This is a genomic window from Pseudarthrobacter sp. DSP2-3-2b1 (assembly GCF_049895945.1).
In the GTDB taxonomy this organism is placed as follows: Bacteria; Actinomycetota; Actinomycetes; order Actinomycetales; family Micrococcaceae; genus Arthrobacter.
Map to the genome: position 1 here is coordinate 29599 of NZ_JAFCTI010000010.1, position 23319 is coordinate 52917.

A 23319-nucleotide genomic window follows, 5' to 3' on the forward strand; every position below is an offset into this window, starting at 1 on the left:
CGGGGAATATGCTGCGATCCGAACGGTAGAAACCGGCAATCTCGAAATATGATGCAACACGCACATTTAGCCGGCAGGAACTGTAGTAGAACTGAAGGTGTAGGAAAAGTCACATCAAGGATGCTGTGGCGCAGGACGTAATACAAAGGGGTAGAAGTTCACATGAAAGCACGTGGGGCTGTTCTTTCGAGGCGTAATGCCCATTCGGCCATCATTTCGGATTGGGGAACACTCCAGGCCGGGGACCGGGTGGAAATCATTAAGCACGCGCATGTCATCGCAGACGGCGTAGTGGAGGAAGTATCGCAGAGCGGGAACGTGCTGTGGCTCGTACCGGCCAGCCCGTCAGAGAAGGAGTCCTTCCTGAAATCTGACGGGGTTGAGGTCCGCAGGAGCTGACTAAAACGCAAAAAAGTCCCTGTAGCCCGGTGTTTACCGGACTGCAGGGACTTTTTTGCGTTGAAGCGGGTTGTGCGTTGAAGCGGGTGTTGCGTTGAAACGGTTTGCTCTGAAAGCCGCAGGGTCAGGCCGCGATGCTTTCGTAGGTCTCACCGAAGGGAACCGATTCATCGACGGCCACCGTGTAACGGCCGGGGTGCAGCCGGGTGACCAAGATTCCGCAGGCTGCCTCCTTCGCGGTTTCGATCAGCGTGGCAACAGCGTTGTCCAGTCCTTCGTGCATCTCGTGGGCAGTGGAAAACTGCAGGTCGAGGGACCGGGAAGATGCCGCTTCGTCTGCCGCGACGGCGGCCAGGGGGCGTTCCAAGATAGCTGTATTCATGTGCCGAACTTTCTGTACTCGTGCCAAAGGCTCGGTCAAGCATACCGGATCCGCCACTAGAGATGTCAGATGACTGGTCTCTATCCGGCCGCTGGGTCAGGCCGTTGCCCCCGCTTTGACCGCCAGAACCGGGCAATCGGCCTCAAGAAGGATCCGCTGGGACGTGCTGCCCATGATCAGTTTGCCCACCGGGGTACGGCGGCGAAGTCCGATGACAATCAGCTCTGCGTTGTGCTGCTCGGCCGCTTCCAGAACCTCTGCGGCGGCGTCGTGGCCGCGCACCGGCTGGACGATCTGGTGGTCAATACCCTGAGCTGCAAGGCGGTCCTCAATGGTCTGGATCTCGGGTTCCTGGGCGTACCTGTTGTCCACCAGGGCATCGCCCTTTGAGGAGTTGATCACCAGCAGCATGGTGCTGGTCTTCCGGGCTTCCGAAATTGCCTGGGTGAGGGCTGCTTCGCCCTCGGGCGTAGGGACGTATCCCACCACTATCGTCATGGCTGTTCCTCTATCTGTGTCAGTGATTATCTGCTGTGGGGCAGTGGGCTGTGGGGCAGGGGTCAGTGGGCTGTGGGGCAAAACGCAAAGGGCAAGGGCGGCAAGGGCCAGTGCCAAGGCCGGTTAGCCGTCGCCGTCCCCGTCGCCATCACGAGTGGACCCGTCGGCCCGGTGGCTGCCGTGGCTGACGTTGCTGCCGGCTTCCTTCGGCTCAGACCCGCGCGTGGAGTTTGCGGACAGGAGGCTTGCTGGCCGGTTCCGCCGGATCAGCTTGAACAGGAACGGCCACACGAGGATGAGCGCGATGATGATGTAGACGCCGACGGCGATCGGCTCGCTCCAGAGGCCGGCAGGATCCCCCGCGCTCAGCTGCAGCGTCTTGCGAAGCTGGCCTTCGATGCGTGGCCCCAGGATGACACCCAGGATGAGCGGCAGCACGGGAAGTCCGAAGCGGCGCATCATGAACCCCAGGGCACCCAGCGCCAGGAGGATGATCAGGTCGAACGCCTGCAGGTTCACCGAGTAGGCGCCCAGCGTGGCGAAGAACAGAATTCCTGCGTAGAGGTAGGGCCGGGGGAGCTGCAGGAGTTTGGCCCACAGCGGTGCCAGCGGCAGGTTGATGAGCAGCAGCAGGAAGTTGCCGATGAACAGGCTCGCGATCAGGGCCCAGACCAGCGGCCCTTCGCTGGCGAACAGCTGTGGTCCGGGCTGGATGCCGTAGGAGGTGAAGGCTGCCAGCATGACTGCCGCCGTCGCGTTCGTGGGCAGGCCCAGGGCCAGGAGCGGGGTCATGGTTCCGGCGGCCGCGGCGTTGTTGGCTGCTTCCGGCCCGGCTACGCCTTCAATGGCGCCGTGGCCGAACTCCTCCGGGTGCTTGCTGAGGCGTTTCTCCGTGACGTAGGAGAGGAACGTGGGGATCTCGGCCCCGCCTGCCGGCAATGCGCCGAAGGGGAAACCGTACGCAGTTCCCCGGAGCCAGGGCTTCCAGGAACGCTTCCAGTCCTGTTTGCCCATCCACGGACGTCCCACCGGGATGACCTGCAGCGGGTTGCGGCGGAGGTGCGCGGCAACCCAGAGGGCCTCGCCCACGGCGAAGATGGCTACTGCCACCACCACGATGTCCAGGCCGTCAGCCAGCAGGGGCTGGCCGAAGGTGAGCCTGCGCTGGCCGGTCACGGAATCCATGCCCACCAGGCCGATCGCGAGGCCGAGGCCCAGGGCGGCGAAGCCCCGCAGCCTGGATGAACCCAGGACGGCGGTTACCGCGAGGAGTGCCAGGACCATGATGGCAAAGTAGCTGGGCGAGCCAAGGCTGACGGCGAACTCCACCACAATCGGGGCGCAGACAGCCAGGAGGGTGGTGCCGATGGTTCCGGCGACGAACGAGCCGATGGCCGCCGTCGCCAGGGCCTGGGCGGCCCTGCCGGCTTTCGCCATCTTGTTGCCCTCGATCGCTGTCACCACCGACGACGATTCGCCCGGTGTGTTCAGCAGGATGGAGGTGGTGGAGCCACCGTACATGCCGCCGTAGTAGATGCCGGCGAACATGATGAACGCGCTGGTGGGTTCCAGGGCGTAGGTGACGGGGAGGAGCAGCGCTACGGTCATTGCCGGGCCGAGGCCCGGGAGGACGCCGACGGCGGTACCCAGGATCACGCCGATCACTGCGTAGAGGAAGTTCATGGGGGTCAGGGCGGTGGCGAAACCGTCCATCAGGGAGGACCAGACGTCCATCAGAGGATTCCTTCCAGGAGGCCGGCCGGCAGTGCGATGCCCAGGCCGAGGTAGAAGCCGTAGAAGGTCAGCAGGGACAGCACTACTGAGATGAGGCCGTCACGGATGTAGTGGCGGCTGCCGAGCGCCCAGACGCATCCCCAGAACAGGACCGTCCCGGAGATCACCCAGCCCGCCCAGTCGATCAGCAGGATGTTGGCGACGAAGGCCCCGATCAGGGGCAGGACGGTCTTCCAGTCGGCGGGGTGGGTCAGGTCCACGTCCTCGCCGCCTTCGGCTTCACCCTGGCCGCCGCGGAGGACATTGACGGCCAGCATGACTGCGCAGATCAGGAGCAGCCCGCCCACCATGAAGGGGAGGGTGCGGGGGCCAACCGGGTCAGTCTGGGAGTAGGGGGTGACGATTCGTGCGGCGTCCCAGATGACCAAGGCCCCGACCGCCCCGAGCAGGAGGGCGACCCCCAGCTCGGAGCGGCCTTTGAGCCGTGAGGCCAGTGTTGGTGAGGAACTCACGCCAAACCAAGCTTCGTGAGGACGTCCGCCACCCGCTTGTCCTGCTCGGCGAGGAAGGTTTCGAACTCGGCCCCGGTGATGAAGGCATCGGACCAGCTGTTGGTCTTGAGTGCTTCCTTCCAGGCAGCCGTGCCGTGCATTTTTTCCAGAGTGGCGATCAGCTCGGCCTTGTCCGCATCGCTGATGCCCGGAGGGGCCACGATGCCGCGCCAGTTGGTGAACACCAGGTCGATGCCGGACTCCTTGAGGGTGGGTGCGTCCACTCCTTCGAGCCGCTTGTCGCCGCTGGTCGCCAGGACACGGACCTCGCCGGACTGGATCTGCTGGAGGTACTCGCCGGCGCCGGAGGCTGCGAAGCCCACCTTGTTGCCGAGAATGGCCGGGAGGAGGTCACCACCGCCGTCGTAGGATACGAAGTTCACTTTGGTGGCGTCGATTCCGACTGCGCCGGCGAGCTGCATGGGCAGCAGGTGGTCCGGACCGCCGGGGGAGGAGCCGCCGCCCACGCTGATGGAACCGGGATCGGCTTTCCACGCGGTGACCAGGTCATCGATGGTCTTGTAGGGCGAATCCTTGTTGACCATGATGGCGCCGGGCTCTTCAATGAGCTTGGCCAGCGGGGTGGTGGCCGTCAGCTTCGACTCGGACTTGTTGGTGTAGCTTGCGCCCACCACGCCCAGCCCCATCAGCATGGTCAGGTCACCGTTGCCCTTTTCGTTGACAATCCGGGCCAGCCCAACGGTCCCGCCGGCACCGGCCAGGTTGAAGACCTCGGTGTTGGTGGCGAGTTTCTCGTCGTCGAGCACCTTTGCGGCAACACGGGCGGTGGTGTCGTACCCGCCGCCGGGGGTGTTTGGAACCATGATCTGGAGATCGGTCAAGGGGCCTGCGGCGGCACCCGTGGTTGCGGAATCGGTGGAGCTTTTCCCGGTGGCACCGCAGCCGGTGGCCATCAGGGCGATGCCGGCGGCGACGGCGGCAATACGCAATGCGCGGATCTGGCGCATGTGTTCCTCTTCTCTGAGAATAATCAACAAAAAACTGACTGGTGATCCGATGTTAGGCCCGGGAGTGACGGGCATCACTCTTGTGTACGCAGAGAAAGTTAAGTTCATTGCGTACACGTTTCCGGCGGCCCACCGCGCCCGGATAGGCCCGTACGCTGGGATATAGTTCCGGTACCCCGCGAGGGTCCCGCACGTCACTACCCACGCACCGCAGCAGAGGAAAGAACCACAGTGTCTCGACGTAGAGGAATGTCCCTCGCTGGGCAGTACCTGGCGCTGCAGTTGCTGATCGTCCTCGCCGTCCTGGTGGCCGTGGCAGCGATTTCCCTCGCACAATCGGCGGCCGATTTTGAACGGATCGAAGGCAGGCGGGCCCTCTCTGCGGCAGAAGCGCTGGGCGCCAATCCCACAGTGCGGGAGTTGCTGCCCGCAGCCGAGCCCAGGGTGGGCTCAGCCCTTCCCGCGGTGGCCGAGTCTGTGCGGACCGTCTCCGGGTCCTCGCACGTGGCGATTGCCAGGCTGGACGGCACGGTGGTGACCTCATCCGATCCGGGCCTGCTCGGCCAGCCGCTTGACCTGGGCGACAGCCGGGTCATGGAGGGCCGTGCCTGGACCGGCCCGGTGGCCAACTCCGGATCGCAATCGCTCTCCGCGCACGTCCCAGTTCTTGACGACAGCGGCGAGATGATCGGGATCGCCTCCATCAGCCGGCATTACCCGTCCGTCCTTGAGCGGCTGGGGGACGCGGTCCCCAACCTCTTGACCTACCTCGGCATCGCCAGCGTGCTGGGAGTAGCGGGCTCCCTGCTGCTGGCCCGCCGGGTGAAGCGGCAGACACTCGGCATGGAACCGAGCGAAATCACCGGGCTGGTGGAAAACCGCGAGGCCATGCTTCACGGGCTGAAGGAGGGTGTGGTGGCCCTGGATCCGCACCAGCGTGTCACGGTGGCCAACGACAGCGCCCGCGAACTGCTCGGGCTGCCTGCCGACTGCGTGGGCAAGGACCTCGCCGCGCTCGCGGTGGATCCCGCCCTCAAAGAGGTGCTCACCCAGGAACAGGTGGACCCGGACCGGTTGGTGCTGGTGGGCGAGCGGCTTGTGGTGCTCAACCGCGTGCCGATCCGGTCCCGCGGCAGGGATATCGGCGCAGTCACCACGCTGCGCGACCGCACCGAACTGTCCTCGCTGGAACGTGAGCTCGGCGCCACGCGGACGGCCACGGATACCCTCCGCGCACAGGCTCACGAATTCGCCAACCAGCTGCACGTGATCTCCGGGCTGATCCAGATCGGCGAGTACGATTCCGTGGTGCAGTTCGTCAATGGCGCAACCGTTGACCGGACCCGGCTCAACGATGAGGTCACCAGCCGGATCCAGGACCCCGCGCTCGCCGCCCTCCTGATCGCCAAATCCAGCCTGGCCACCGAACGCGGTGTGACGCTCAAACTCGACCCCGAATCCGCCCTTGGCCGCGTGGATGACGATCTCTCGCGGGACCTGGCCACCGTTGCCGGTAACCTCGTGGACAACGCGTTCGACGCCGTCGCCGGGCTCCCGGCGGGAAACGTCAGTGTGCTGGTGCAAGAACATGGAAACACCGTCACAGTGACCGTCCGGGACAACGGTCCGGGAGTCCCGGACGCCGGCCGTGAGGAGATTTTCCGCCAGGGTTTCACCACCAAGCAGCCCGGCGGGCCGCAGCCCGGGTCCGACGGCGGCCGCGGCTTCGGCCTGGCCCTCTCGAGGGTGGTCTGCCGCCGCGGCGGCGGCGACCTTACGGTGGCAAACGACCACGGCGCGGTCTTTACCGCCAAGCTCAACCGAAGGAGGCCGAAGCCATGATCAACGTCCTGATCATTGACGACGATTTCATGGTGGCAAAAGTCCACGCGGGATTCATCCAGCGCACGCCGGGATTCGCCGTCGTCGGTGTGGCTCACACGGGCGCGCAGGCACTGACGGAAACCGCCCGCCTGCAGCCGGACCTGGTGCTCCTGGATATCCATTTGCCGGACATCAACGGCCTGGACCTGATGCAGAAGCTGCGGGAAGTAGCGCCGGAACTGGACGTCCTGGTGATCAGTGCCGCGCGCGAAGTGGAGACGGTCCGCAAGGCGCTCCGCGGCGGGATTGTGCATTACCTGATCAAGCCCTTCTCGCAGACTGACCTGCAGGAACGGCTGGAGCATTACCGCAACGCCTACCAGGGCCTGGACTCGTCCAAGGACGTGGCGGAACAGTCGGACGTCAACCGGGTCTTCGGCCTGGACCGGACCGAGCGGCCGCTGCCCAAGGGCTGCAGCATCGAGACACTGAAGCTGGTGGAGACGGCCCTCAAGGAGGCCGACGGCGATCTCTCCGCCGCCGAGGTGGCAGTCCAGTTGGGCACCTCCCGGGTCAGCGCCCGCAGGTACCTCGAGTACCTGCACGACGAGGGAGCCCTGGAGGTCCGGCTCAAGTACGGCGTAGGGCGGCCCGAGCGGCGCTACGTGCTCAGAAGCTAGCGCAGCAGAGTGTCCACCAGCCGTGCTGCGACCCTCGCTGTCCGGCCGTCGATGTCGAAGGCGGGGTTCAGCTCTGCCACATCGAAGTGCAGCAGTTTCCCGCTCTGCGCCACTTGCCTGCACACCGCGCTGATGACCGGCAGCGGCACCCCATAAGCGGCCGGCGCGCTGACCCCGGGAGCCACCGAAGCGGGCAGCACGTCAAGATCGATGGTCAGGTACAGCACGTCCACGCCGGCCAGGAACCCGGCCACAAAGGATTCCACCCGCGCCGCTGTGCAGTCCTCGTCCAGCACGTACTCCACGCCAAGGCGTTGGGCGGTATCGAACAGAGCCCGGGTGTTGTTGGGTTCTGAAATCCCGACGACGGCGTACCGGAGTTCGCGCCCCGCGGCGGCTTCCGCGTGCGCCATCTGCAGGAACGGCGTTCCGGAACTGGGTATGGGCTCATCGCGCAGGTCAAAGTGGGCGTCAAGGTTAAGCACACCCAGCCGGCGGCCCTGGACGGCTGCGGACGCGGCAATGCCCAGGTAACTGGCGTACGCGGTCTCGTGGCCGCCGCCCAGGACAGCGGTGAGATTCCCGGCGTCGAGCATTGCCGTAATGACCTGACCGGCACGGGCCTGGCCGTCTTCCAGGGCACCGCCTGACACTACAACGTCACCGGCGTCGAACACCTCCCGTTCCAGGTGGAAGGCCAGCGGGCCAAGCGCAGCCCGGAGAGCGGCCGGGGCGAGGGCCGCACCGGGGCGGCCCTTGTTCCGCCGGACCCCCTCATCACTGCAGAATCCGAGCATCACTGCGGGGCGGGAGCCGGGCTGGCCCTCAGCTGCAGATCCGGGGGGCACCGGGACGCCCCTGGAATAGGGTGAGACCGCCTGCCACCAGCGCCGGTGTTCCTGGCCCTCGCCATCGAACCGCCCCGTCCAGGGCTCGGGCGGGAGATCGGCAGGAGATAAGGGAAGGACCATGGCTCCACTTCACCCCATGCCGGGTGTGAAAACCAGCGGCACCGCCGCCGTTCTGTCTGGCATAACGGATGCCGGACGCAGTCGGGGAAAGCCGCTGCGGACGGTCGCCCTGGCACGCAACAGGACTATTGTGGAGCAACCCCTCCACGCGAATGTCCGATTTCCGAGAGCAGCCCATGCTGGAAGCCCCGAGTATTCTTTTTGCCGCCGCAGGCCTGGCGGTATTTGTCGCAGCGGTCCTCCCCAAGGCCCTGCGCAACGCCCCCTTTTCGATGCCCATGGTGTTCCTTGGCGCCGGCATCGCAGCTTTTTCCCTGATTCCCACACTCCCTGACCCTGATCCGCTCCAACACAGCGACTTCACCCTGCACGTCGCGGAGGTCTGCGTGATCATCTCCCTGATGGGTGCCGGCCTGGCCCTGGACCGGCCGGTAGGACGCAAAACCTGGTCCACCACCTGGCGTCTCCTGGGTATTGCGATGCCGCTATGCATTATCACCCTGACCCTGCTGGGGATGTGGTTCCTCGGGCTCGGGTTGGGCGCGGCGCTGCTGGTGGCATCCAGCCTGGCCCCCACGGACCCGGTCCTGGCCTCGGAAGTCCAGGTGGGGGAGCCTGCGGATGAGGATGAGGGCAGTGAGAACGAGGACGAAGTCCGGTTCGGCCTGACCTCCGAAGCCGGCCTGAATGACGGCCTGGCCTTCCCGTTCGTGTACCTCGCCATCGCCATCAGCATCGTGGGGTCCTCACCCCTTGCATGGTTCCCCGAATGGTTCGGCGTGGACGTCGTGTGGCGGCTGGCGGCCGGCCTCCTGGTCGGATTCCTGATCGGCAAAGTCCTGGCCCGGCTCTTCTTTTCTGCCCGGAAGGAAAGCCTCCGCCTGTCCAACCACGCAGAAGGCTTCGTCGCCCTGGCGGCAACATTCCTGGCCTACGGCCTCACCGAGATGATCGAGGGATACGGGTTCATCGCCGTGTTTGTCTGCGCCGTCACCATCCGCTCCGCGGAACATACGCATGGCTACCACAAGATCCTGCACTCCTATGTGGAGCAATTGGAACGCCTGATGACTGTGGTGATCCTTGTCCTTCTGGGCGGCGCCATCGCGCGTGGACTGCTTGACCGGATGGGCTGGGTTGAGGTTCTGGTGGCCCTGGCGTTCCTGCTGCTGGTCCGCCCGCTTGCCGGCTGGGTGGGGCTCATGGGCGGCAAAACCGGGCCGCGGGAAAGGATTGCCCTGTCCTTTTTCGGAATCCGCGGGATCGGCTCCCTGTACTACCTCGCCTACGCATTGGGGAAAGGCGAATTCTCGGACCAGGCGGAATGGCTGTGGGGCTTTGTGGGGCTGGTGGTGGCGCTGTCCATCGTCATTCACGGCGCCACCACCTCGCCGCTGATGAACCGCCTGGACAAGCTGCGTGAGCGCAGGGCCTTGGCGGAAACCGGCGACGAGGGGATGGCCCCCAACACTCCCGTGTAGGGGCCATCCACCGGGAGGTTGCGGCGGACCAGCTGTTACGGCAGCCCCAGTGCCGTTACAGCATGCGGAGTGCTGTTACAGCATGCCCAGCGCGGCCTCGATGGGCCCTACTGCGAAGAAGAGCAGGAAGGCCGCGGCCACGGCCCACATCAGCGGGTGGATTTCCTTGACCCGGCCCTGGACGGTGCGGATCAGGACGAACGCAATGAAGCCTGCGCCCAGGCCGTTGGCGATCGAGTAGGTGAACGGCATCAGGGTGAACGTCAGGAAGGCCGGGATCGCGATGCCCCAGTCCTGCCAGTCGATCTTGCCCACCTGGGAGACCATCATGAAGCCCACCACCACCAGGGCAGGCGCCACTGCTTCAAACGGCACCAGGTTGATCAGCGGGGTGAAGAACATTGCCACCAGGAACAGCAGGCCGGTCACGATCGAAGCCACGCCGGTCCGCGCGCCTTCGCCGATTCCGGCACCCGCCTCCACGTAGATCTGGTTCGAGGAGACTGACGCGCCGCCGCCTACGATGGCGCCGAGGGCGTCCACCTGCAGCACCCGGTCAACGTTGGGGATGTTGCCGTGCTCGTCGATGTTCCCGGCTTCGGTCGCGAGGCCCACCATCGTGCCCATGGCGTCAAAGAAGATGCTGAGGAGGATCACGAAGGCAAGCAGCGTCGCGGCCACAAAGCCGAGGTGCTCAAACGCACCGAACGGGTTGGCCTTGCCGATCAGGGACAGGTCCGGAGCCGACCACTTAGAGAACGTGGGGGCCACCAGCGACCAGCCCTGTGGGTTGGAGACCTTGCCGTCGAAGCTGGGGCCGATGTGCAGGGTCATCTCAAGGATGACCGAGATGACCGTCGAGGTGATGATGCCGATCAGGATGGCGCCTTTGACCTTGCGGACCACCAGGGCGATGGTCAGGATCAGGCCGAAGACGAACACGGCCGTCGGCCAGCCCAGGAGCTTGCCGTCGAACCCCAGGCCCACGGGAACGGTGGTGCCGGCTACGTCCGGGATGCGCCGCACGAAGCCGGCATTGACCAGGCCGATCAGGGCGATGAAGAGGCCGATGCCCACCACGATCGCGGTCTTGAGCCCATCGGGAACGGCCTTGAAGACCGCTGTGCGGAATCCGGTCAGGACCAGGATCAGCATGGTCACACCGGAGATGACCACCAGGCCCATCATGTCCGGCCAGGTCAGGCCCGGGTTGGTTGCCACGGTCACGGCCACAAACGCGTTGACGCCCAGGCCGGTGGCCAGGGCGAAGGGGTGTTTGGCCCAGGCGCCCATCAGGATGGTGAGGATGCCTGCCACGAAGGCGGTGACGGCGGCCACGGCGGTGAACCCGAGTGTGTTTCCGCTGGAGTCCGGGCCGGAGAGGATGAGCGGGTTGAGGACCACGATGTAGCTCATCGCGAAGAAGGTGGCGAACCCGCCGCGGATCTCGCGGGAGAGGTTGGACCCCCGCTCGGTGATCTTGAAGTACCGGTCCAGGGCAGAGCCTTGCTTAAGCATTAGTCCTCCGGGGGAGTCTTTTGGGGATACTTGATCCTAATTGGCGGCGGCCCGGCTCCCGGACCACAGCAGCCCAAACACACTGTGAACTTCGCTACCTGCGGTCCTGTGGGCGGTCCGAAAAGTGCTGGACATCCCTGCCGGGGCGTGGCACTATCACGCAAATGAACAGCAATCCGGCCCAACAGCAGCATCTTCGCGACCTCGCGCTGCTGCGGCGCGTCCGGGACAGGATTGACCGCGAGTACGCTCAACCCCTCGACGTCGAGGCGCTCGCACGGGGCGTGAACATGTCCGCCGGGCACCTTAGCAGGCAGTTTCGCCTGGCGTACGGCGAGCCGCCTTACGGCTACCTGATGACCCGGCGGATCGAGCGCGCGATGGCCCTGCTTCGCCGCGGAGACCTCAGCGTCACGGACGTCTGCTTCGCCGTCGGATGCTCATCCCTGGGTACCTTCAGCACCCGCTTTACGGAACTGGTGGGGATGTCGCCGAGCAGTTACCGCCGCGTGGCCGGCGGCCACGCGGCGGGCATGCCTTCCTGCGTCGTCAAACAGGTCACCAGACCGATCAGGAATAGAGAAGCGCGGGCTCAGAGCCGCGCCTAGACTGGCGTCATGGAACTCACAATTCATTGGACATTCCTCCCCCATACCGATCCGGAGGCGTCCCTGGCGTTCTACCGGGACACCCTGGGTTTCGAGGTGCGCAACGACGTCGGCTACGGCGGAATGCGCTGGCTGACAGTCGGGCCGGCGGGCCAGCCCCAGACCTCCATCGTCCTTGAACCCCCGACGGCGGACCCTGGCCTCACCGAAGACGAACGGCGGACCATCACCGAACTGATGGCCAAAGGCAGCTACGCGCGGATCGTGCTCGCCACCCCTGACCTGGATGGAACCTTCGAGAAGCTGCAGGCAAGCGGCGCCGAAGTGGTCCAGGAGCCCATCGAACAGGCCTACGGCATCCGGGACTGCGCGTTCCGCGATCCCGCCGGAAACATGATCCGCATTAACGAGGCACGATGACTGCGGACACCACCACGGACCTCCAGCCACCCGCGGTCCACGCTGCCGATACCCATGACCTGATCCGCGTCCAGGGTGCGCGCGAGAACAACCTCAAGGACATCAGCCTGGAGATCCCGAAGCGCCGCCTGACGGTGTTCACCGGGGTATCGGGGTCAGGCAAGAGCTCGCTGGTCTTCGCCACCATCGCCGCTGAGTCGCAGCGGATGATCAACGAGACCTACAGCGCCTTCCTGCAGGGGTTCATGCCCTCACTGGCCCGGCCCGACGTCGACATGCTCGAAGGCCTGACCACGGCCATCATTGTCGACCAGGAGCGGATGGGTGCGAACCCCCGCTCCACGGTGGGCACCGCCACCGACGCCAATGCGATGCTCCGGATCCTGTTCAGCCGGCTGGGACAGCCGTATGTCGGCCCGCCCACCGCTTTCTCCTTCAACGTCCCCACGCGGAAAGCCAGCGGGGTGATGAGCACCGAGAAGGGCGGCAGGGTTGAAAAGAGCGTGGTCCAGAACGCCGTCTACCTCGGCGGCATGTGCCCGCGCTGCGAGGGCATGGGTTCGGTCTCCGATTTCGATCTCACTGCCCTGTATGACAGCAGCAAGTCGCTCGCCGAGGGCGCCCTGACCGTCCCCGGGTACAGCATGGACGGCTGGTACGGCCGCATCTTCGCCGGCGCCGGCCTGAACATGGACAAGCCGATCGCGAAGTTCACCAAGAAGGAGATGGACGACCTCCTCTACAAGGAGCCCACCAAAATCAAGGTGGAGGGAATCAACCTCACGTACGAGGGCCTGATTCCGAAGATCCAGAAGTCGATGCTTTCCAAGGACGTCGACGCCATGCAGCCCCACATCCGGGCCTTCGTGGAGCGCGCCATCACGTTCCAGTCCTGCCCGGAGTGTGACGGAACGCGGCTAAGCCCCGAGGCCAGGAGCGCGAAGATCAGGGGCAAGAACATCGCCGATCTGTGCGAAATGCAGATCAGCGACCTCGCCGATTGGATCCGTGACTTCAAGGAGCCCTCGGTGGCACCGCTTCTCAAGGGCCTGCAGCACCTGCTCGACTCGTTCGCCGAAATCGGGCTCGGCTACCTCTCCCTGGACCGGCCGGCCGGAACGCTGTCCGGCGGGGAGGCGCAGCGCACCAAGATGATCCGCCACCTCGGATCCTCCCTCACCGACGTCACCTACGTGTTCGACGAACCCTCCATCGGACTGCATCCGCACGATATCGAGCGGATGAACCAGCTCCTGCTGCAGCTCCGGGACAAGGGCAACACCGTGCTGGTGGTGGAGCACAAGCCCGAGACCATCACCATCGCTGACCACGTGGTTGACCTCGGCCCCGGCGCCGGCACCAAAGGCGGGGCCGTCTGCTTCGAAGGAACCGTCGAGGGCCTGCGGGCCAGCGGCACCATCACCGGGCACCACCTCGACGACCGGGCGGCCCTGAAAGACAAAGTACGTTCCTCAGCCAGGAAGCTGGAGGTCCGTGGCGCCTCCAAGCACAACCTCCAGCACGTCGACGTCGATATCCCGCTGGGTGTGCTCTGCGTCGTCACCGGGGTGGCCGGCTCGGGGAAGAGTTCGCTGATCCACGGTTCGGTGGCCGGCCAGGACGGTGTGGTGGTCATCGACCAGGGCGCCATCAAAGGCTCGCGCCGCAGCAACCCCGCCACGTACACCGGGCTGCTGGAACCCATCCGCAAGGCGTTCGCGAAGGCCAACAACGTCAAGCCGGCACTGTTCAGCTCAAACTCCGAAGGTGCCTGCCCCACCTGCAACGGCGCCGGTGTCATCTTCACCGAACTGGGTGTCATGGCAACAGTCGAATCCACCTGCGAGGACTGTGAGGGCCGGCGCTTCCAGGCATCGGTGCTGGAATACACGCTGGGCGGCCGCAACATTGCCGAGGTCCTGGCGATGTCCATGACTGAGGCCGAGGAGTTCTTCAGCGAAGGTGAGGCCCGGACGCCGGCCGCCCACAAAATCTTGGACCGGCTGGTGGACGTCGGGCTGGGCTACCTCACCCTCGGCCAGCCGCTCACCACGCTGTCCGGCGGCGAACGGCAGCGCGTCAAACTGGCCACCCAGATGGCGGAAAAGGGGGATGTCTACGTCCTCGACGAACCCACCACAGGCCTCCACCTCGCCGATGTGGAGAACCTGCTGGGCCTCCTTGACCGGCTGGTGGACTCCGGAAAGTCAGTGATCGTCATCGAACACCACCAGGCGGTCATGGCGCACGCTGACTGGATCATCGATCTGGGTCCCGGCGCCGGACACGACGGCGGCAAGATCGTTTTCGAGGGCCCGCCGGCTGACCTCGTGGCCGGGCGGTCCACCCTCACGGGCAAGCATCTGGCGGCCTACGTGGGTGCCTAGGGGGCGGGCAGGGCTGCGCCGGAAGTTCGCCTAGGCTGGAAGGACGCCAATTCTAGGGAGCAGTCCACCCATGCGATCCACCTGCCGTCAGCTGCTGAGTGCTCTACTCGGGGCTGTGCTTTTTGCCGCCGTGCTCCTGGGCGCCTCCGCTCCCGCATCGGCGCACGACGCCGCCGAGTCCAGCAGCCCTGCCCAGGGCGCAACGCTGGCCACCCCGCCTGAGACGGTGTCCGTCTCCTTCAACAAAAACCCGCTGGGCATCGGCGCGCAGTTCTCCGTCAAGGATTCAGCCGGCGCCGAGTGGGCGGAGGGGAACGTCGAAATCGTCGACAACGTGGCGTCCCAGAAGCTCAAGGCCGGGGCTCCGGCGGGCGCCTACACTGTGGCGTGGCGCGTTGTCAGCTCGGATTCGCACCCCATCGAGGGGACATTCGGGTTCACCGCCACCGCCGGTGCGGCGGGAGCACCGCCCGCGGGATCGCCGTCGGCCGCGTCATCCGGAACCAGTACGACGACGGCGGCTGCCGGCCCCACCATGGGAACCCCCCAGCCGGGAGCCACAGCGACCCCGCTGCCGGCCGTTGGCGCGTCTGAACCGTTCCCCTGGAGCCTGGTGGTCTTTGCCGCGGTGGCGCTGGGACTGCTGGTGGCCATCGGTGTTCTGGCGAAACGCAGGCTCGCCACAGGCACCGATGACACAGGCAGTGATGGCGATCGGGGTTAGGCGCTCCTAGACGGCGAAGCCGGTCAGGGCGGCCGGACCGGCGTCCGGCTGCACCTTCGCGGAGATGGCCTGCCCCACGGTCTTGGCCTGGCGCAGCACCTCCTTGGGTGACGGCGTGATGAGCTCGCCCACGCCCACGAGGTAAATGCCGATGGTCCGCATGGCAGCCACCAGGTTGCTGCGGACGGTGATGCCGAAGTCGCTGAGCATGCGCCGCAGCTGGCTGTGGGCGCAGCGGGTCAGCACAATGTTGTCGGCCAGCAGGATGCCGTTGGGGGTGTGCACCTCCCACTGGCGGGGAACGAAGGGTTCTGTGGTGCCGTCATGCCCGCCGCCGGCGGTTCCGCCCACCATGGTCAGCTGGACTGCCCGGGTGGTGTTGCGGACGTCCATGTCGTGGCTCGCTGCGTAGTTGCGCAGGTGGCGGAGGATTTCGTTGCGTTCCCGGAGGGAGTCTGAATCCGCGGCGTCGCAGCGCTGCAGTGAAGCTGTATTGGCCGGCTGCCCGGCGCCCAGGATGTCGAGTCCGTCCACCACGATCGCGTCCACGCCGCGCCGGCGCAGTTCGGCTCCAACGGCCAGGCCCGAAAGCCCCGTGCCGATGATCACCGTGGTGGTCCGTTCGGTCCCGCCATTCACAGGCATGCTTGACACTACAGTTTCCCTCCTTCGAAGATTTCGGCTGGCGCGGGCGTCGTCGCCCGCATGCGCCACCTTACCCCCAAAGTCCGGCCGCAGAACCGGCCCGGGATGCTTCCTCACTCAAGGGCGCCCCGGACCGGCAGTGCCTCGAAGACTACAGAACATTTGCGCCCATGGGTAGCCCAAACCCAAACATTCCCGCCCGCGTTGAATGCGCTTTCCACCCGGTCAGGGGCGGGTTGTGGATAACGTGCGCCCGGGAGCTGCGGATAGCTTGCTAAGTGTTCACGGACCGAGAATAGTGAGAAGCGGAAGCAGGGAATTCCCGGTCCGGGCGGTGACACTTACCCTGGTGCAGGAGGAGCGCCCCGCTTCTGGCAGAATAGCCGCAACATCAGGCAGTATCGCGAGGAGGCGGCCCAATGGGCGCACAGGAGATGCATCCGGATCCGGAACGGGGCAGCGCCGGAACGCCGGCCCACCCGGGTGGAATCGTTGTGGGCGTGGACGGGTCCGATCACGGCCAGTGCGCACTGGTGTGGGCGGCCCGGGAAGCCGAGCGCCGCCGTCGGCCGTTGCATATTGTCACGGCCTACTCTGTACCGATCTTTGCCGCGTCCGGGCTGGATGGCGGCTACGCAACCGTGGACGATTCAGTGATCCGTGAGGGCGCCGAGGCAGTGGTCCAGCAGGCGTTGGACAAGGTTTCCGGCTACAACATCGAAGTCGATGCCTCCGTGGAGAACGGTGACGCCTCGGGCGTGCTGCTGGAGCTGTCCGAGACCGCCGAACTGCTGGTGGTGGGCACCCGTGGGCGCGGCGGGTTTGTGGGACGCCTGCTGGGTTCAGTCAGCAGCGCGTTGCCCGCCCACGCCAAATGCCCCACCGTCACGGTGCCTTTGATCTGCGCGGACCGGCTGGGCGAAACCACCGATGACAAACGCATCAGGGCTGAACAGGCCAAAGCCGGGCACCACCCCGTGGAGAACGCGGTGGTGGTCGGCGTTGACGGATCCGAGCAGGCGCGCATCGCCGTGCTCGAGGCAGCGGCCCAGGCCGAGCGGCTCGGGGCAAAACTGCGGGTGCTCTGCGCGGTGCCGCAGTACAGTGGATCCCTGGCCTGGGTGCCGGCGCCCATGGACCGGAAGGCCCTCCTGGCCGACATCCAGGTACAGCTCGACGCCGGGATGGCCTGGCTGAGGAGCCACTACCCCGTCCTGCCGATGGAAGCGGAGCTCAAGGACGGATCACCCGTGGATGCGTTGGTGGAGGCCAGCCGGCAGGTGGAACTTGTGGTGGTGGGCACCCGTGGCCGTGGCGGCTTCACCGGAATGCTCCTGGGTTCCACCTCCGCGGGCGTCCTGCACCACGCCAAAAGCCCGGTGCTGGTTGTTCCGGACCGGGAGGACCCACGCCTGGCGGACCGGGCGAACTTTGGGCCCATCCTGGGCGCGGCCTGAGTAGGTTCCGCAGCAGGAGGCATGGAAATGCCTGGCACGGGAGGTTCACCGCCAATCCTGGGATTGGCGGACATCGGGCCGGGCATGCTGCCCCTGGCGGGAGGCAAGGCAGCGAACCTCGGGGTGCTGATCGCAGCAGGCTTCCCTGTCCCGGACGGCTTTTGCCTCACCACGGAGGCCTACCGCCGCGCAACAGCCGGGGACGCACACGTACAGGGCCAGCTGGAGGGAATCCACACGGCTCTGCAAAGCACAGCTGAGGACGATCTCGCCGCCCTGGCAGCGCTGGCCGCCCGGGCCCGTGAGGTGATCCTCAGCGCTCCTGTTCCGGCGGAGACTGTTGAGGCGATCGAACGGGCCTATGCGGCGTTGGGGAACGATGTTCCCGTTGCGGTGCGCTCGTCCGCCACCGCCGAAGACCTTCCGTCGGCAAGTTTCGCCGGGCAGCAGGACACCTACCTCAATGTGGTGGGGGCCGCCGCCGTTGTGGATGCTGTCCGCAGCTGCTGGGCCTCGCTCTGGACCGACCGCGCCGTCAGCTACCGGGCAACCCGGCGGATTGATCCAACCGCCGTGGCACTTGCCGTGGTGGTCCAGCGGATGGTTGACGCTACTGCCGCGGGTGTCCTGTTCACGGCCAACCCGCTCACCGGCCGCCGCCAGCAGGCTGTGATCGATGCCAGCCCGGGCCTGGGGGAGGCCGTGGTGTCCGGGGCGGTCAACCCGGACCACTTTGTGGTGGACCCGGCCACGGGGGCAGTCCTGGAACGGCGGCTCGGTGACAAGCGCATCGCCGTCCGGCCGATCTCCGGCGGCGGAACCCGCACGGTGGCTGCCTCCAATGGCGGTGCAGCGGCCTGCCTCACGGATCCGCAGGCCGCCGAACTGGCCGCCCTTGGCCTGCGGGTGGAGAACCACTTCGGAGCGCCGCAGGACATTGAGTGGGCCATCGCCGGGGACGGCCGGGTGTGGCTCGTCCAGTCCCGGCCCATCACCACCCTTTTCCCCATTCCCGAGCGCGCGGCAACCCGGCCGGGCACCCGGGTCTACCTCTGTTTCAGCCTGGCGCAGGGCCTGACCCGGCCCATCACGCCGATGGGACTGGCAACGTTCAGGGTGCTGGCGTCCTCGGTGGCCCGCGCAGCCCGTTTCGACGTTCCCGAGCCGCGCAACGGCCCCTCACCGTATGCGGAGGCTGCCCAGCGCCTCTACTTCGACCTGACCGCGGTGGTCCGCAGCACCACGGGCCGGCGCATCATTCCGCGGGTCTTCGACGTGATGGAAGCCCGCTCTGCCACGGTCCTGCGGAAGGTGTTCGAGGACCCCCGGTTCTCCGTGACCCGCCGGACCCCGCTGGGCCTGCTGCGCCACGTGGTGCCGGCAGCGGTGCACGCACGGGTTCCGGAGACGCTGCTCCGGGCAGTATTCCGCCCGGCAGCCGCGCTGCGGCGGGCGAACCGTCTCGCGCGCGGCTTCGGCGACACCCTTGAACCGCCGGCCGACGCCACGCCGCTGCAACGCCTGGACCATGCTGAACACCTGCTCGGCGGCCGGATCTTCTCTGTGGTTCCGGCCATCCTGCCGCTTCCTGCCCTCGGCTTCGCCGCGCTGGCCCTGGCGGGGAAACTGCTGGGTGGCGGCCGCTGGGATGACCTGCAGGTGGTGCTCCGCGGGCTGCCGAACAACGTGACCACCGAAATGGACCTTGAACTCTGGCGCCTCGCCCAGGTCATCAGGAACGACGGCGGATCCCGCGCCGCCGTGGTGGGCCGGGGACCGGCAGAGGTTGCCGCAGACTACCGCTCCGGTGAGCTTCCGGCGGAGCTGCAGGCCGGCCTGGCGAGATTTATGGGCCGGTACGGGCACCGCGCGGTGGCGGAGATCGACGTCGGCATGCCCCGTTGGTCGGATGACCCCACCCACATTATTGGCGTCCTCGCCAACTACCTTCGGCTCGAAGATTTGTCCGTAGCTCCGGACGTCCAGTTCAGCAATGCCGCCGAGGAGGCGGAGGCGTGTGTGGACCGCCTGGTGGCTGAGGCACGCGCCCGGGGCCGGCTCCGGGCCCTCGTGGTGCGTGCGGCGTTGCGGCGGGCGCGGCTGTTTGCCGGGCTCCGCGAGTTGCCGAAGTATCTGCTGGTGGTGGGGCTTGCCGAAGTGCGGAAGGAACTGGCTGTGGTGGGCGCGGCACTGGTTGAGGCCGGGGTGGTGGCCGAGGCGGACGACGTCTTCTTCCTGGACCTGGTGGAAGCCAGGGCCGGCTTGGCGCACGGTGTCCTGCACACCGTCGGTGCGCCTGCCGGTGGTACGCCTGGCGGTGGTGCGCCCGCAGGTGGTGAGGGAGCGCGGCCGGCTGACCTGCGTGCCCTGGTGGCCCGGCGGCGGGCCGCGTACGCGCAGGAACTGGAGCGGCGCCACATCCCGCGGGTGCTCCTCTCCGACGGTACGGAACCGGAAACGCTGCAGCCGGCCGGAACACAGGGGGTGCCGGCAGTGCCGGGCGCGCTCGCGGGGAGTCCTGCCTCGGCGGGAACGGTCACCGCGGCTGCCCGGGTCATCCTGGACCCGGTGGGAGCGCACCTGGAACCGGGCGAGATCCTGGTGGCGCCGTCCACCGATCCCGGCTGGACCCCGCTGTTCCTGACGGCGGGTGGCCTGGTAATGGAGATGGGCGGGCCCAATTCACACGGGGCCGTAGTGGCACGGGAGTACGGCATCCCGGCAGTGGTGGGCGTTCCGGATGCCACCCTGCGGCTTTCCACCGGCCAGAAAATCACGGTCGACGGCGGCGCGGGCACCGTGCTGCCCGCATAACCGGGCGGGGCTCCGGTTGATGCACCGTCAGGGGTGTGCGGGGCGGCCGCCAGGCGTAATCTGAACTTATGGGCTCCAAGGATGAAGCGGGTTGGGCATGAAACGCACATGGCTGCGCTGGGTTCCCGCAGCAGCTGTACCTGCAGTGATAGCCGCCGGTGTTCTGGTGGGATCCATTCCGGCGCGCGCGGGCGATCCGTTGCCCCAGAAATCCGCCGCCGAGGTCCTGACCCTGTTGGGCCAGCACAGCACCAGGTCATTCTCCGGCACCCTGGAGCAGTCCTCCGAGCTGGGACTGCCGGATCTGCCCGCGGTGGGTCCCACATCAGGGCCGGCATCTGCCGGTGGAGCCGCCTCCATCGCTGAGCTTCTGACCGGCGAACACACAGCCCGGATCTTCATGGACGGGCCTACGAAGGTCCGTATCCAGGTGGTGGACAGGCTCGCCGAACGCGATGTCATCCGCCGGGACAGCGATGTGTGGTTCTACAACTCCAGGGACAACAGCGCGGCGCACCTGACCCTGCCGGCCAAAGCGAGCGACCTGCCCCTTCCGGCGCCGGACGCCCCCGTTCCCTCCACCCATGCCATTCCCACCCCCGAAGAACTCGCCAAGCGGTTCCTTGACGCAGCCGACAGTTCCACGTCGGTGACGGTTGGCCCCGATGTCCAAGTGGCCGGACGGTCCGCGTACAGCCTGGTGCTGGCGCCGCGGACGGAGGGAACCTTGGTGGAGAGGGCGGTGATCGCAGTTGACGGCGCGACCGGAATGCCGCTCAAGGTAACTGTTTCAGCCCGAGGCCAGCAGGAACCGGCATTCGAGGCAGGGTTCACCAGCCTGACCCTGGCGGCGCCGGAGGATGCGATGTTCAACTTCACGGCACCTCCGGGTGCCACGGTCAAGGAGCTTCCGCTGCCGCAGGGTCCCATGATGCCGCACCAGCAAAGCACGCCTGGCTTCCAGGGTGAGCCGGCAACCCCGGGAATGCTCCCGCCGGATTATGTACCCGGAAGTGCAGTTCACCAGCGGGATGCCGGTGCGCCCAAGCCCACGGTGACCGGAAAGGGCTGGGAATCGGTGATCGGGTTCCCTGCACCGCCGGACGGCCAGGGGGCGCAGCTGACTGAGGCCTTACTGAAGGATCCGCTCCTGTCCCAGGCCGCCGTCGTCGTACCCGGCGGGCGGCTCCTGTCCACCTCGCTGGTCAACGTCCTGCTGACCGACGACGGCAGGATCTTTGTGGGGATGGTTCCGGCCGAGCGGCTTCAGGCCGCCGCCGGCGCGGCGTGAGGGCCGCCGGGGCACCCGGCCTGAGCATAGAAACGCGCGGCCTGACCAAACGGTTCGGCCAGCAGTTGGCAGTTGATGGTGTGGACCTCTCGGTGCCGCACGGCGCCGTGTTCGGCTTCCTGGGCCCCAACGGTTCAGGCAAAACCACCACCATCCGGATGCTCCTGGGCCTCGCCGCGGCGACCGCCGGGACAGTCAACGTCCTGGGCCATCAGATGCCGCAGCGGCTGGACGATGTCCTCCCGCGCGTCGGTGCTCTGGTGGAAGGGCCGGCTTTTTATCCCTTTCTGTCCGGCACGGCCAATCTGCACCGGCTCGACGCCGCCAGCCGGCATGCGGCGCCTGCCACCCGGAACGCACGGGTGGCGGCCGCACTCGAGCGGGTGGGACTCGCGCACGCGGCCGGCAAAAGGGTGCATGCGTATTCCCTGGGGATGAAGCAGCGGCTGGGAATCGCCAACGCGCTGCTGTCACCACGGGACCTGTTGGTGCTGGATGAGCCAACCAACGGACTGGATCCGCAGGGGACGCGCGAGGTGCGGAGCCTGGTCCGGTCCCTCGCCGCAGACGGCGCCACGGTCTTCGTCTCCAGCCACCTGCTGGCGGAGGTGGAGCAGATCTGCACGCATGCGGCCATCATGAGCGCGGGCAGGCTGGTGGCCCAGGGTCCGCTGGCCGAGCTTCGCCAGGCGGGCGAGACGCGGATCCGCCTGATAACGCCCGACGCCGGGACGGCCTCCGCAGTTCTGCTGCGGTTGGGCCTGACCCCAGGCGCTGCCCACCCGGAGGCGGACGGGCAGGTGCTGACCGCCGTTGCGGCTGCTGCCCGGCTTGACGCCCCGGAGGACATCGTGGCCGAGCTCGTGGCGGCAGGGGTGCGGGTCCGTGGCTTTGCAGTGGAACGGGAAAGCCTTGAGGAACGCTTTGTTGCCTTGACGGGGGAGGGGTTCGACGTTGCCCAGTAGCGGTCCTGAAACAGCAGAAGCTCCGGAACCGGGCCGTGCCCCCGGTGCGGTGAATGCTCCAGGTGCCGTAAATGCCAACGGTGCCGTGAATGGTGCCGGCGAAGCAAGTGCTCCCGGCGAAGCAAGTGCCCCTGGTGAGGCAGGTGCGTCCGGCCTCGTGGGTGCCCTTGGCCGCGGATCGAGCCTGTCCCTCCTGGCATCTGAACTGAAGACTCTTTTCCGGCGCCGGCGGACGCTGGCCATGCTGCTGGCGCTGGCCGCGATACCGGTGCTGATCGCCGTCGCGGTCCGGCTTTCGTCAGCTGTGCCGCCGGGGAGGGGGCCGGCGTTCCTGGACAGGATCACGCAGAACGGGCTGTTCGTGGCCGTCACGGCGCTGCTGGTGGCCGTGCCGCTTTTCCTGCCTCTCACCATCGGAGTGGTGGCCGGCGACACCATTGCCGGCGAGGCAAGCCTGGGCACCCTCCGCTACCTGCTGGTGGCGCCCGCCGGGAGGGTCCGGCTGCTGCTGGTCAAGTACGCAGGGGCCTTGGCTTTTTGCCTGGCCGCGCCCATCACCGTGGCCCTCGCCGGGGCGGCCATCGGAGCGGCGCTGTTCCCTATCGGGCCCGTGACGCTCCTGTCAGGGGATGTGGTGCAGCCTCCGGAGGCTGCACTGCGGCTGGTCCTGATCGCTGCGTACCTTGCGGTATCACTCGCGGGGCTGTCGGCGATCGGGCTGTTCATTTCCACGCTGACAGTGGTTCCGGTGGGCGCTATGGCGGCCACGGTGGTCGTCTCGGTGGCCTCACAGATCGCGGACCAGCTGCCCCAGCTTGAGTGGCTGCATCCCTGGCTGTTCACCCACTATTGGTTCGGTTTTGCCGATGTCCTCCGCCAGCCGGTGCTGTGGGATTCGTTCGTCAATAATGCACTGCTGCAGGCCGGCTACATCGCCGTGTTCGGAGCGCTCGCGTACGGCAGGTTCGTCACCAAAGACGTCCTGTCCTGAGATTTTGACCT

At 66.7% G+C, this 23319-nt stretch carries 21 protein-coding genes; 13 read left to right on the forward strand and 8 right to left on the reverse strand.

Going from position 1 to position 23319, the window contains the following annotated elements; all coding sequences use genetic code 11:
- Positions 1–162 precede the first annotated feature (162 nt).
- On the forward strand, positions 163–399 hold the full coding sequence (locus ACP7AX_RS13130; RefSeq protein ID WP_426226870.1) for a hypothetical protein: 237 nt from the start codon (positions 163–165) through the stop codon (positions 397–399).
- Positions 400–523: 124 nt separating this feature from the next.
- On the opposite strand, the gene ACP7AX_RS13135 is transcribed toward ACP7AX_RS13130, so the two are convergent.
- From ACP7AX_RS13135 to ACP7AX_RS13155, 5 genes are all read right to left on the reverse strand, one after another.
- Positions 524–781, reverse strand: a complete 258-nt coding sequence (locus ACP7AX_RS13135; RefSeq protein ID WP_426226872.1) for a hypothetical protein — start codon at positions 779–781, stop codon at positions 524–526.
- Between the two features lie 96 nt (positions 782–877).
- Positions 878–1279 carry a universal stress protein gene (locus ACP7AX_RS13140; RefSeq protein ID WP_131684665.1) on the reverse strand — a complete coding sequence of 134 codons (402 nt, stop codon included), beginning with the start codon at positions 1277–1279 and terminating at the stop codon, positions 878–880.
- A gap of 123 nt (positions 1280–1402) precedes the next feature.
- Positions 1403–3013 carry a tripartite tricarboxylate transporter permease gene (locus ACP7AX_RS13145; protein ID WP_426226874.1) on the reverse strand — a complete coding sequence of 537 codons (1611 nt, stop codon included), beginning with the start codon at positions 3011–3013 and terminating at the stop codon, positions 1403–1405.
- Entirely contained in the window at positions 3013–3525 is a 513-nt protein-coding gene (locus tag ACP7AX_RS13150; RefSeq protein ID WP_131684663.1) for a tripartite tricarboxylate transporter TctB family protein, read from the reverse strand. The genes ACP7AX_RS13145 and ACP7AX_RS13150 overlap by 1 nt, the downstream gene beginning before the upstream one ends.
- Positions 3522–4532 (reverse strand): tripartite tricarboxylate transporter substrate-binding protein, encoded by a 1011-nt coding sequence (locus ACP7AX_RS13155; protein WP_131684662.1) that lies wholly within the window; start codon positions 4530–4532, stop codon positions 3522–3524. Before ACP7AX_RS13155 ends, ACP7AX_RS13150 begins: the two co-directional genes overlap by 4 nt.
- Before the next feature lie 249 nt (positions 4533–4781).
- Between ACP7AX_RS13155 and ACP7AX_RS13160 the strand changes: the two genes are divergently transcribed.
- Together ACP7AX_RS13160 and ACP7AX_RS13165 are read left to right on the forward strand one after the other, a co-directional pair.
- A complete protein-coding gene (locus ACP7AX_RS13160) occupies positions 4782–6374 on the forward strand; it encodes a sensor histidine kinase (RefSeq protein WP_426226877.1) in 1593 nt (530 codons plus the stop codon).
- The gene (locus ACP7AX_RS13165) at positions 6371–7036 is read left to right on the forward strand and encodes a response regulator (RefSeq protein ID WP_131684660.1); all 666 of its coding nucleotides are present in this window, start codon (positions 6371–6373) and stop codon (positions 7034–7036) included. The genes ACP7AX_RS13160 and ACP7AX_RS13165 overlap by 4 nt, the downstream gene beginning before the upstream one ends.
- Here ACP7AX_RS13165 and hutG read toward each other — a convergent pair.
- Positions 7033–8007 (reverse strand): formimidoylglutamase, encoded by a 975-nt coding sequence (gene hutG, locus ACP7AX_RS13170; protein ID WP_426226879.1) that lies wholly within the window; start codon positions 8005–8007, stop codon positions 7033–7035. The two genes, ACP7AX_RS13165 and hutG, sit on opposite strands and share 4 nt — an antisense overlap.
- Positions 8008–8183: 176 nt before the next feature.
- Here hutG and ACP7AX_RS13175 point away from each other — a divergent pair, with 176 nt between their 5' ends.
- Entirely contained in the window at positions 8184–9488 is a 1305-nt protein-coding gene (locus tag ACP7AX_RS13175) for a cation:proton antiporter (RefSeq protein WP_426227047.1), read from the forward strand.
- 75 nt (positions 9489–9563) lie between these two features.
- Here ACP7AX_RS13175 and ACP7AX_RS13180 read toward each other — a convergent pair whose 3' ends face one another.
- Positions 9564–11006: an NCS2 family permease gene (locus ACP7AX_RS13180; RefSeq protein WP_426226881.1), complete on the reverse strand. Its 1443-nt coding sequence runs from the start codon at positions 11004–11006 to the stop codon at positions 9564–9566.
- Between the two features lie 164 nt (positions 11007–11170).
- Here ACP7AX_RS13180 and ACP7AX_RS13185 point away from each other — a divergent pair, with 164 nt between their 5' ends.
- From ACP7AX_RS13185 to ACP7AX_RS13200, 4 genes are all read left to right on the forward strand, one after another.
- On the forward strand, positions 11171–11614 hold the full coding sequence (locus ACP7AX_RS13185) for a helix-turn-helix transcriptional regulator (protein ID WP_426226883.1): 444 nt from the start codon (positions 11171–11173) through the stop codon (positions 11612–11614).
- 9 nt (positions 11615–11623) lie between these two features.
- Positions 11624–12034: a VOC family protein gene (locus ACP7AX_RS13190; protein ID WP_131684656.1), complete on the forward strand. Its 411-nt coding sequence runs from the start codon at positions 11624–11626 to the stop codon at positions 12032–12034.
- On the forward strand, positions 12031–14421 hold the full coding sequence (locus tag ACP7AX_RS13195; protein WP_426226886.1) for an ATP-binding cassette domain-containing protein: 2391 nt from the start codon (positions 12031–12033) through the stop codon (positions 14419–14421). The genes ACP7AX_RS13190 and ACP7AX_RS13195 overlap by 4 nt, the downstream gene beginning before the upstream one ends.
- A gap of 70 nt (positions 14422–14491) precedes the next feature.
- A complete protein-coding gene (locus tag ACP7AX_RS13200) occupies positions 14492–15145 on the forward strand; it encodes a copper resistance protein CopC (protein WP_426226888.1) in 654 nt (217 codons plus the stop codon).
- A 6-nt stretch (positions 15146–15151) separates the two neighbouring features.
- Here the strand turns inward: ACP7AX_RS13200 and ACP7AX_RS13205 are convergent, their stop codons facing one another.
- The gene (locus tag ACP7AX_RS13205) at positions 15152–15790 is read right to left on the reverse strand and encodes an FAD-binding protein (RefSeq protein ID WP_426227049.1); all 639 of its coding nucleotides are present in this window, start codon (positions 15788–15790) and stop codon (positions 15152–15154) included.
- A gap of 419 nt (positions 15791–16209) precedes the next feature.
- Between ACP7AX_RS13205 and ACP7AX_RS13210 the strand changes: the two genes are divergently transcribed.
- From ACP7AX_RS13210 to ACP7AX_RS13230, 5 genes are all read left to right on the forward strand, one after another.
- Positions 16210–17247 carry a universal stress protein gene (locus ACP7AX_RS13210; protein WP_426226890.1) on the forward strand — a complete coding sequence of 346 codons (1038 nt, stop codon included), beginning with the start codon at positions 16210–16212 and terminating at the stop codon, positions 17245–17247.
- A gap of 21 nt (positions 17248–17268) precedes the next feature.
- Positions 17269–20061, forward strand: coding sequence for a PEP/pyruvate-binding domain-containing protein (locus ACP7AX_RS13215; RefSeq protein ID WP_426226892.1), 2793 nt, complete (start codon positions 17269–17271; stop codon positions 20059–20061).
- A 97-nt stretch (positions 20062–20158) separates the two neighbouring features.
- The gene (locus tag ACP7AX_RS13220; protein ID WP_426226894.1) at positions 20159–21352 is read left to right on the forward strand and encodes a hypothetical protein; all 1194 of its coding nucleotides are present in this window, start codon (positions 20159–20161) and stop codon (positions 21350–21352) included.
- Positions 21349–22317 carry an ATP-binding cassette domain-containing protein gene (locus tag ACP7AX_RS13225; protein ID WP_131684650.1) on the forward strand — a complete coding sequence of 323 codons (969 nt, stop codon included), beginning with the start codon at positions 21349–21351 and terminating at the stop codon, positions 22315–22317. The genes ACP7AX_RS13220 and ACP7AX_RS13225 overlap by 4 nt, the downstream gene beginning before the upstream one ends.
- A gap of 193 nt (positions 22318–22510) precedes the next feature.
- Positions 22511–23308, forward strand: a complete 798-nt coding sequence (locus ACP7AX_RS13230) for an ABC transporter permease (protein ID WP_426227051.1) — start codon at positions 22511–22513, stop codon at positions 23306–23308.
- Positions 23309–23319 lie beyond the last annotated feature (11 nt).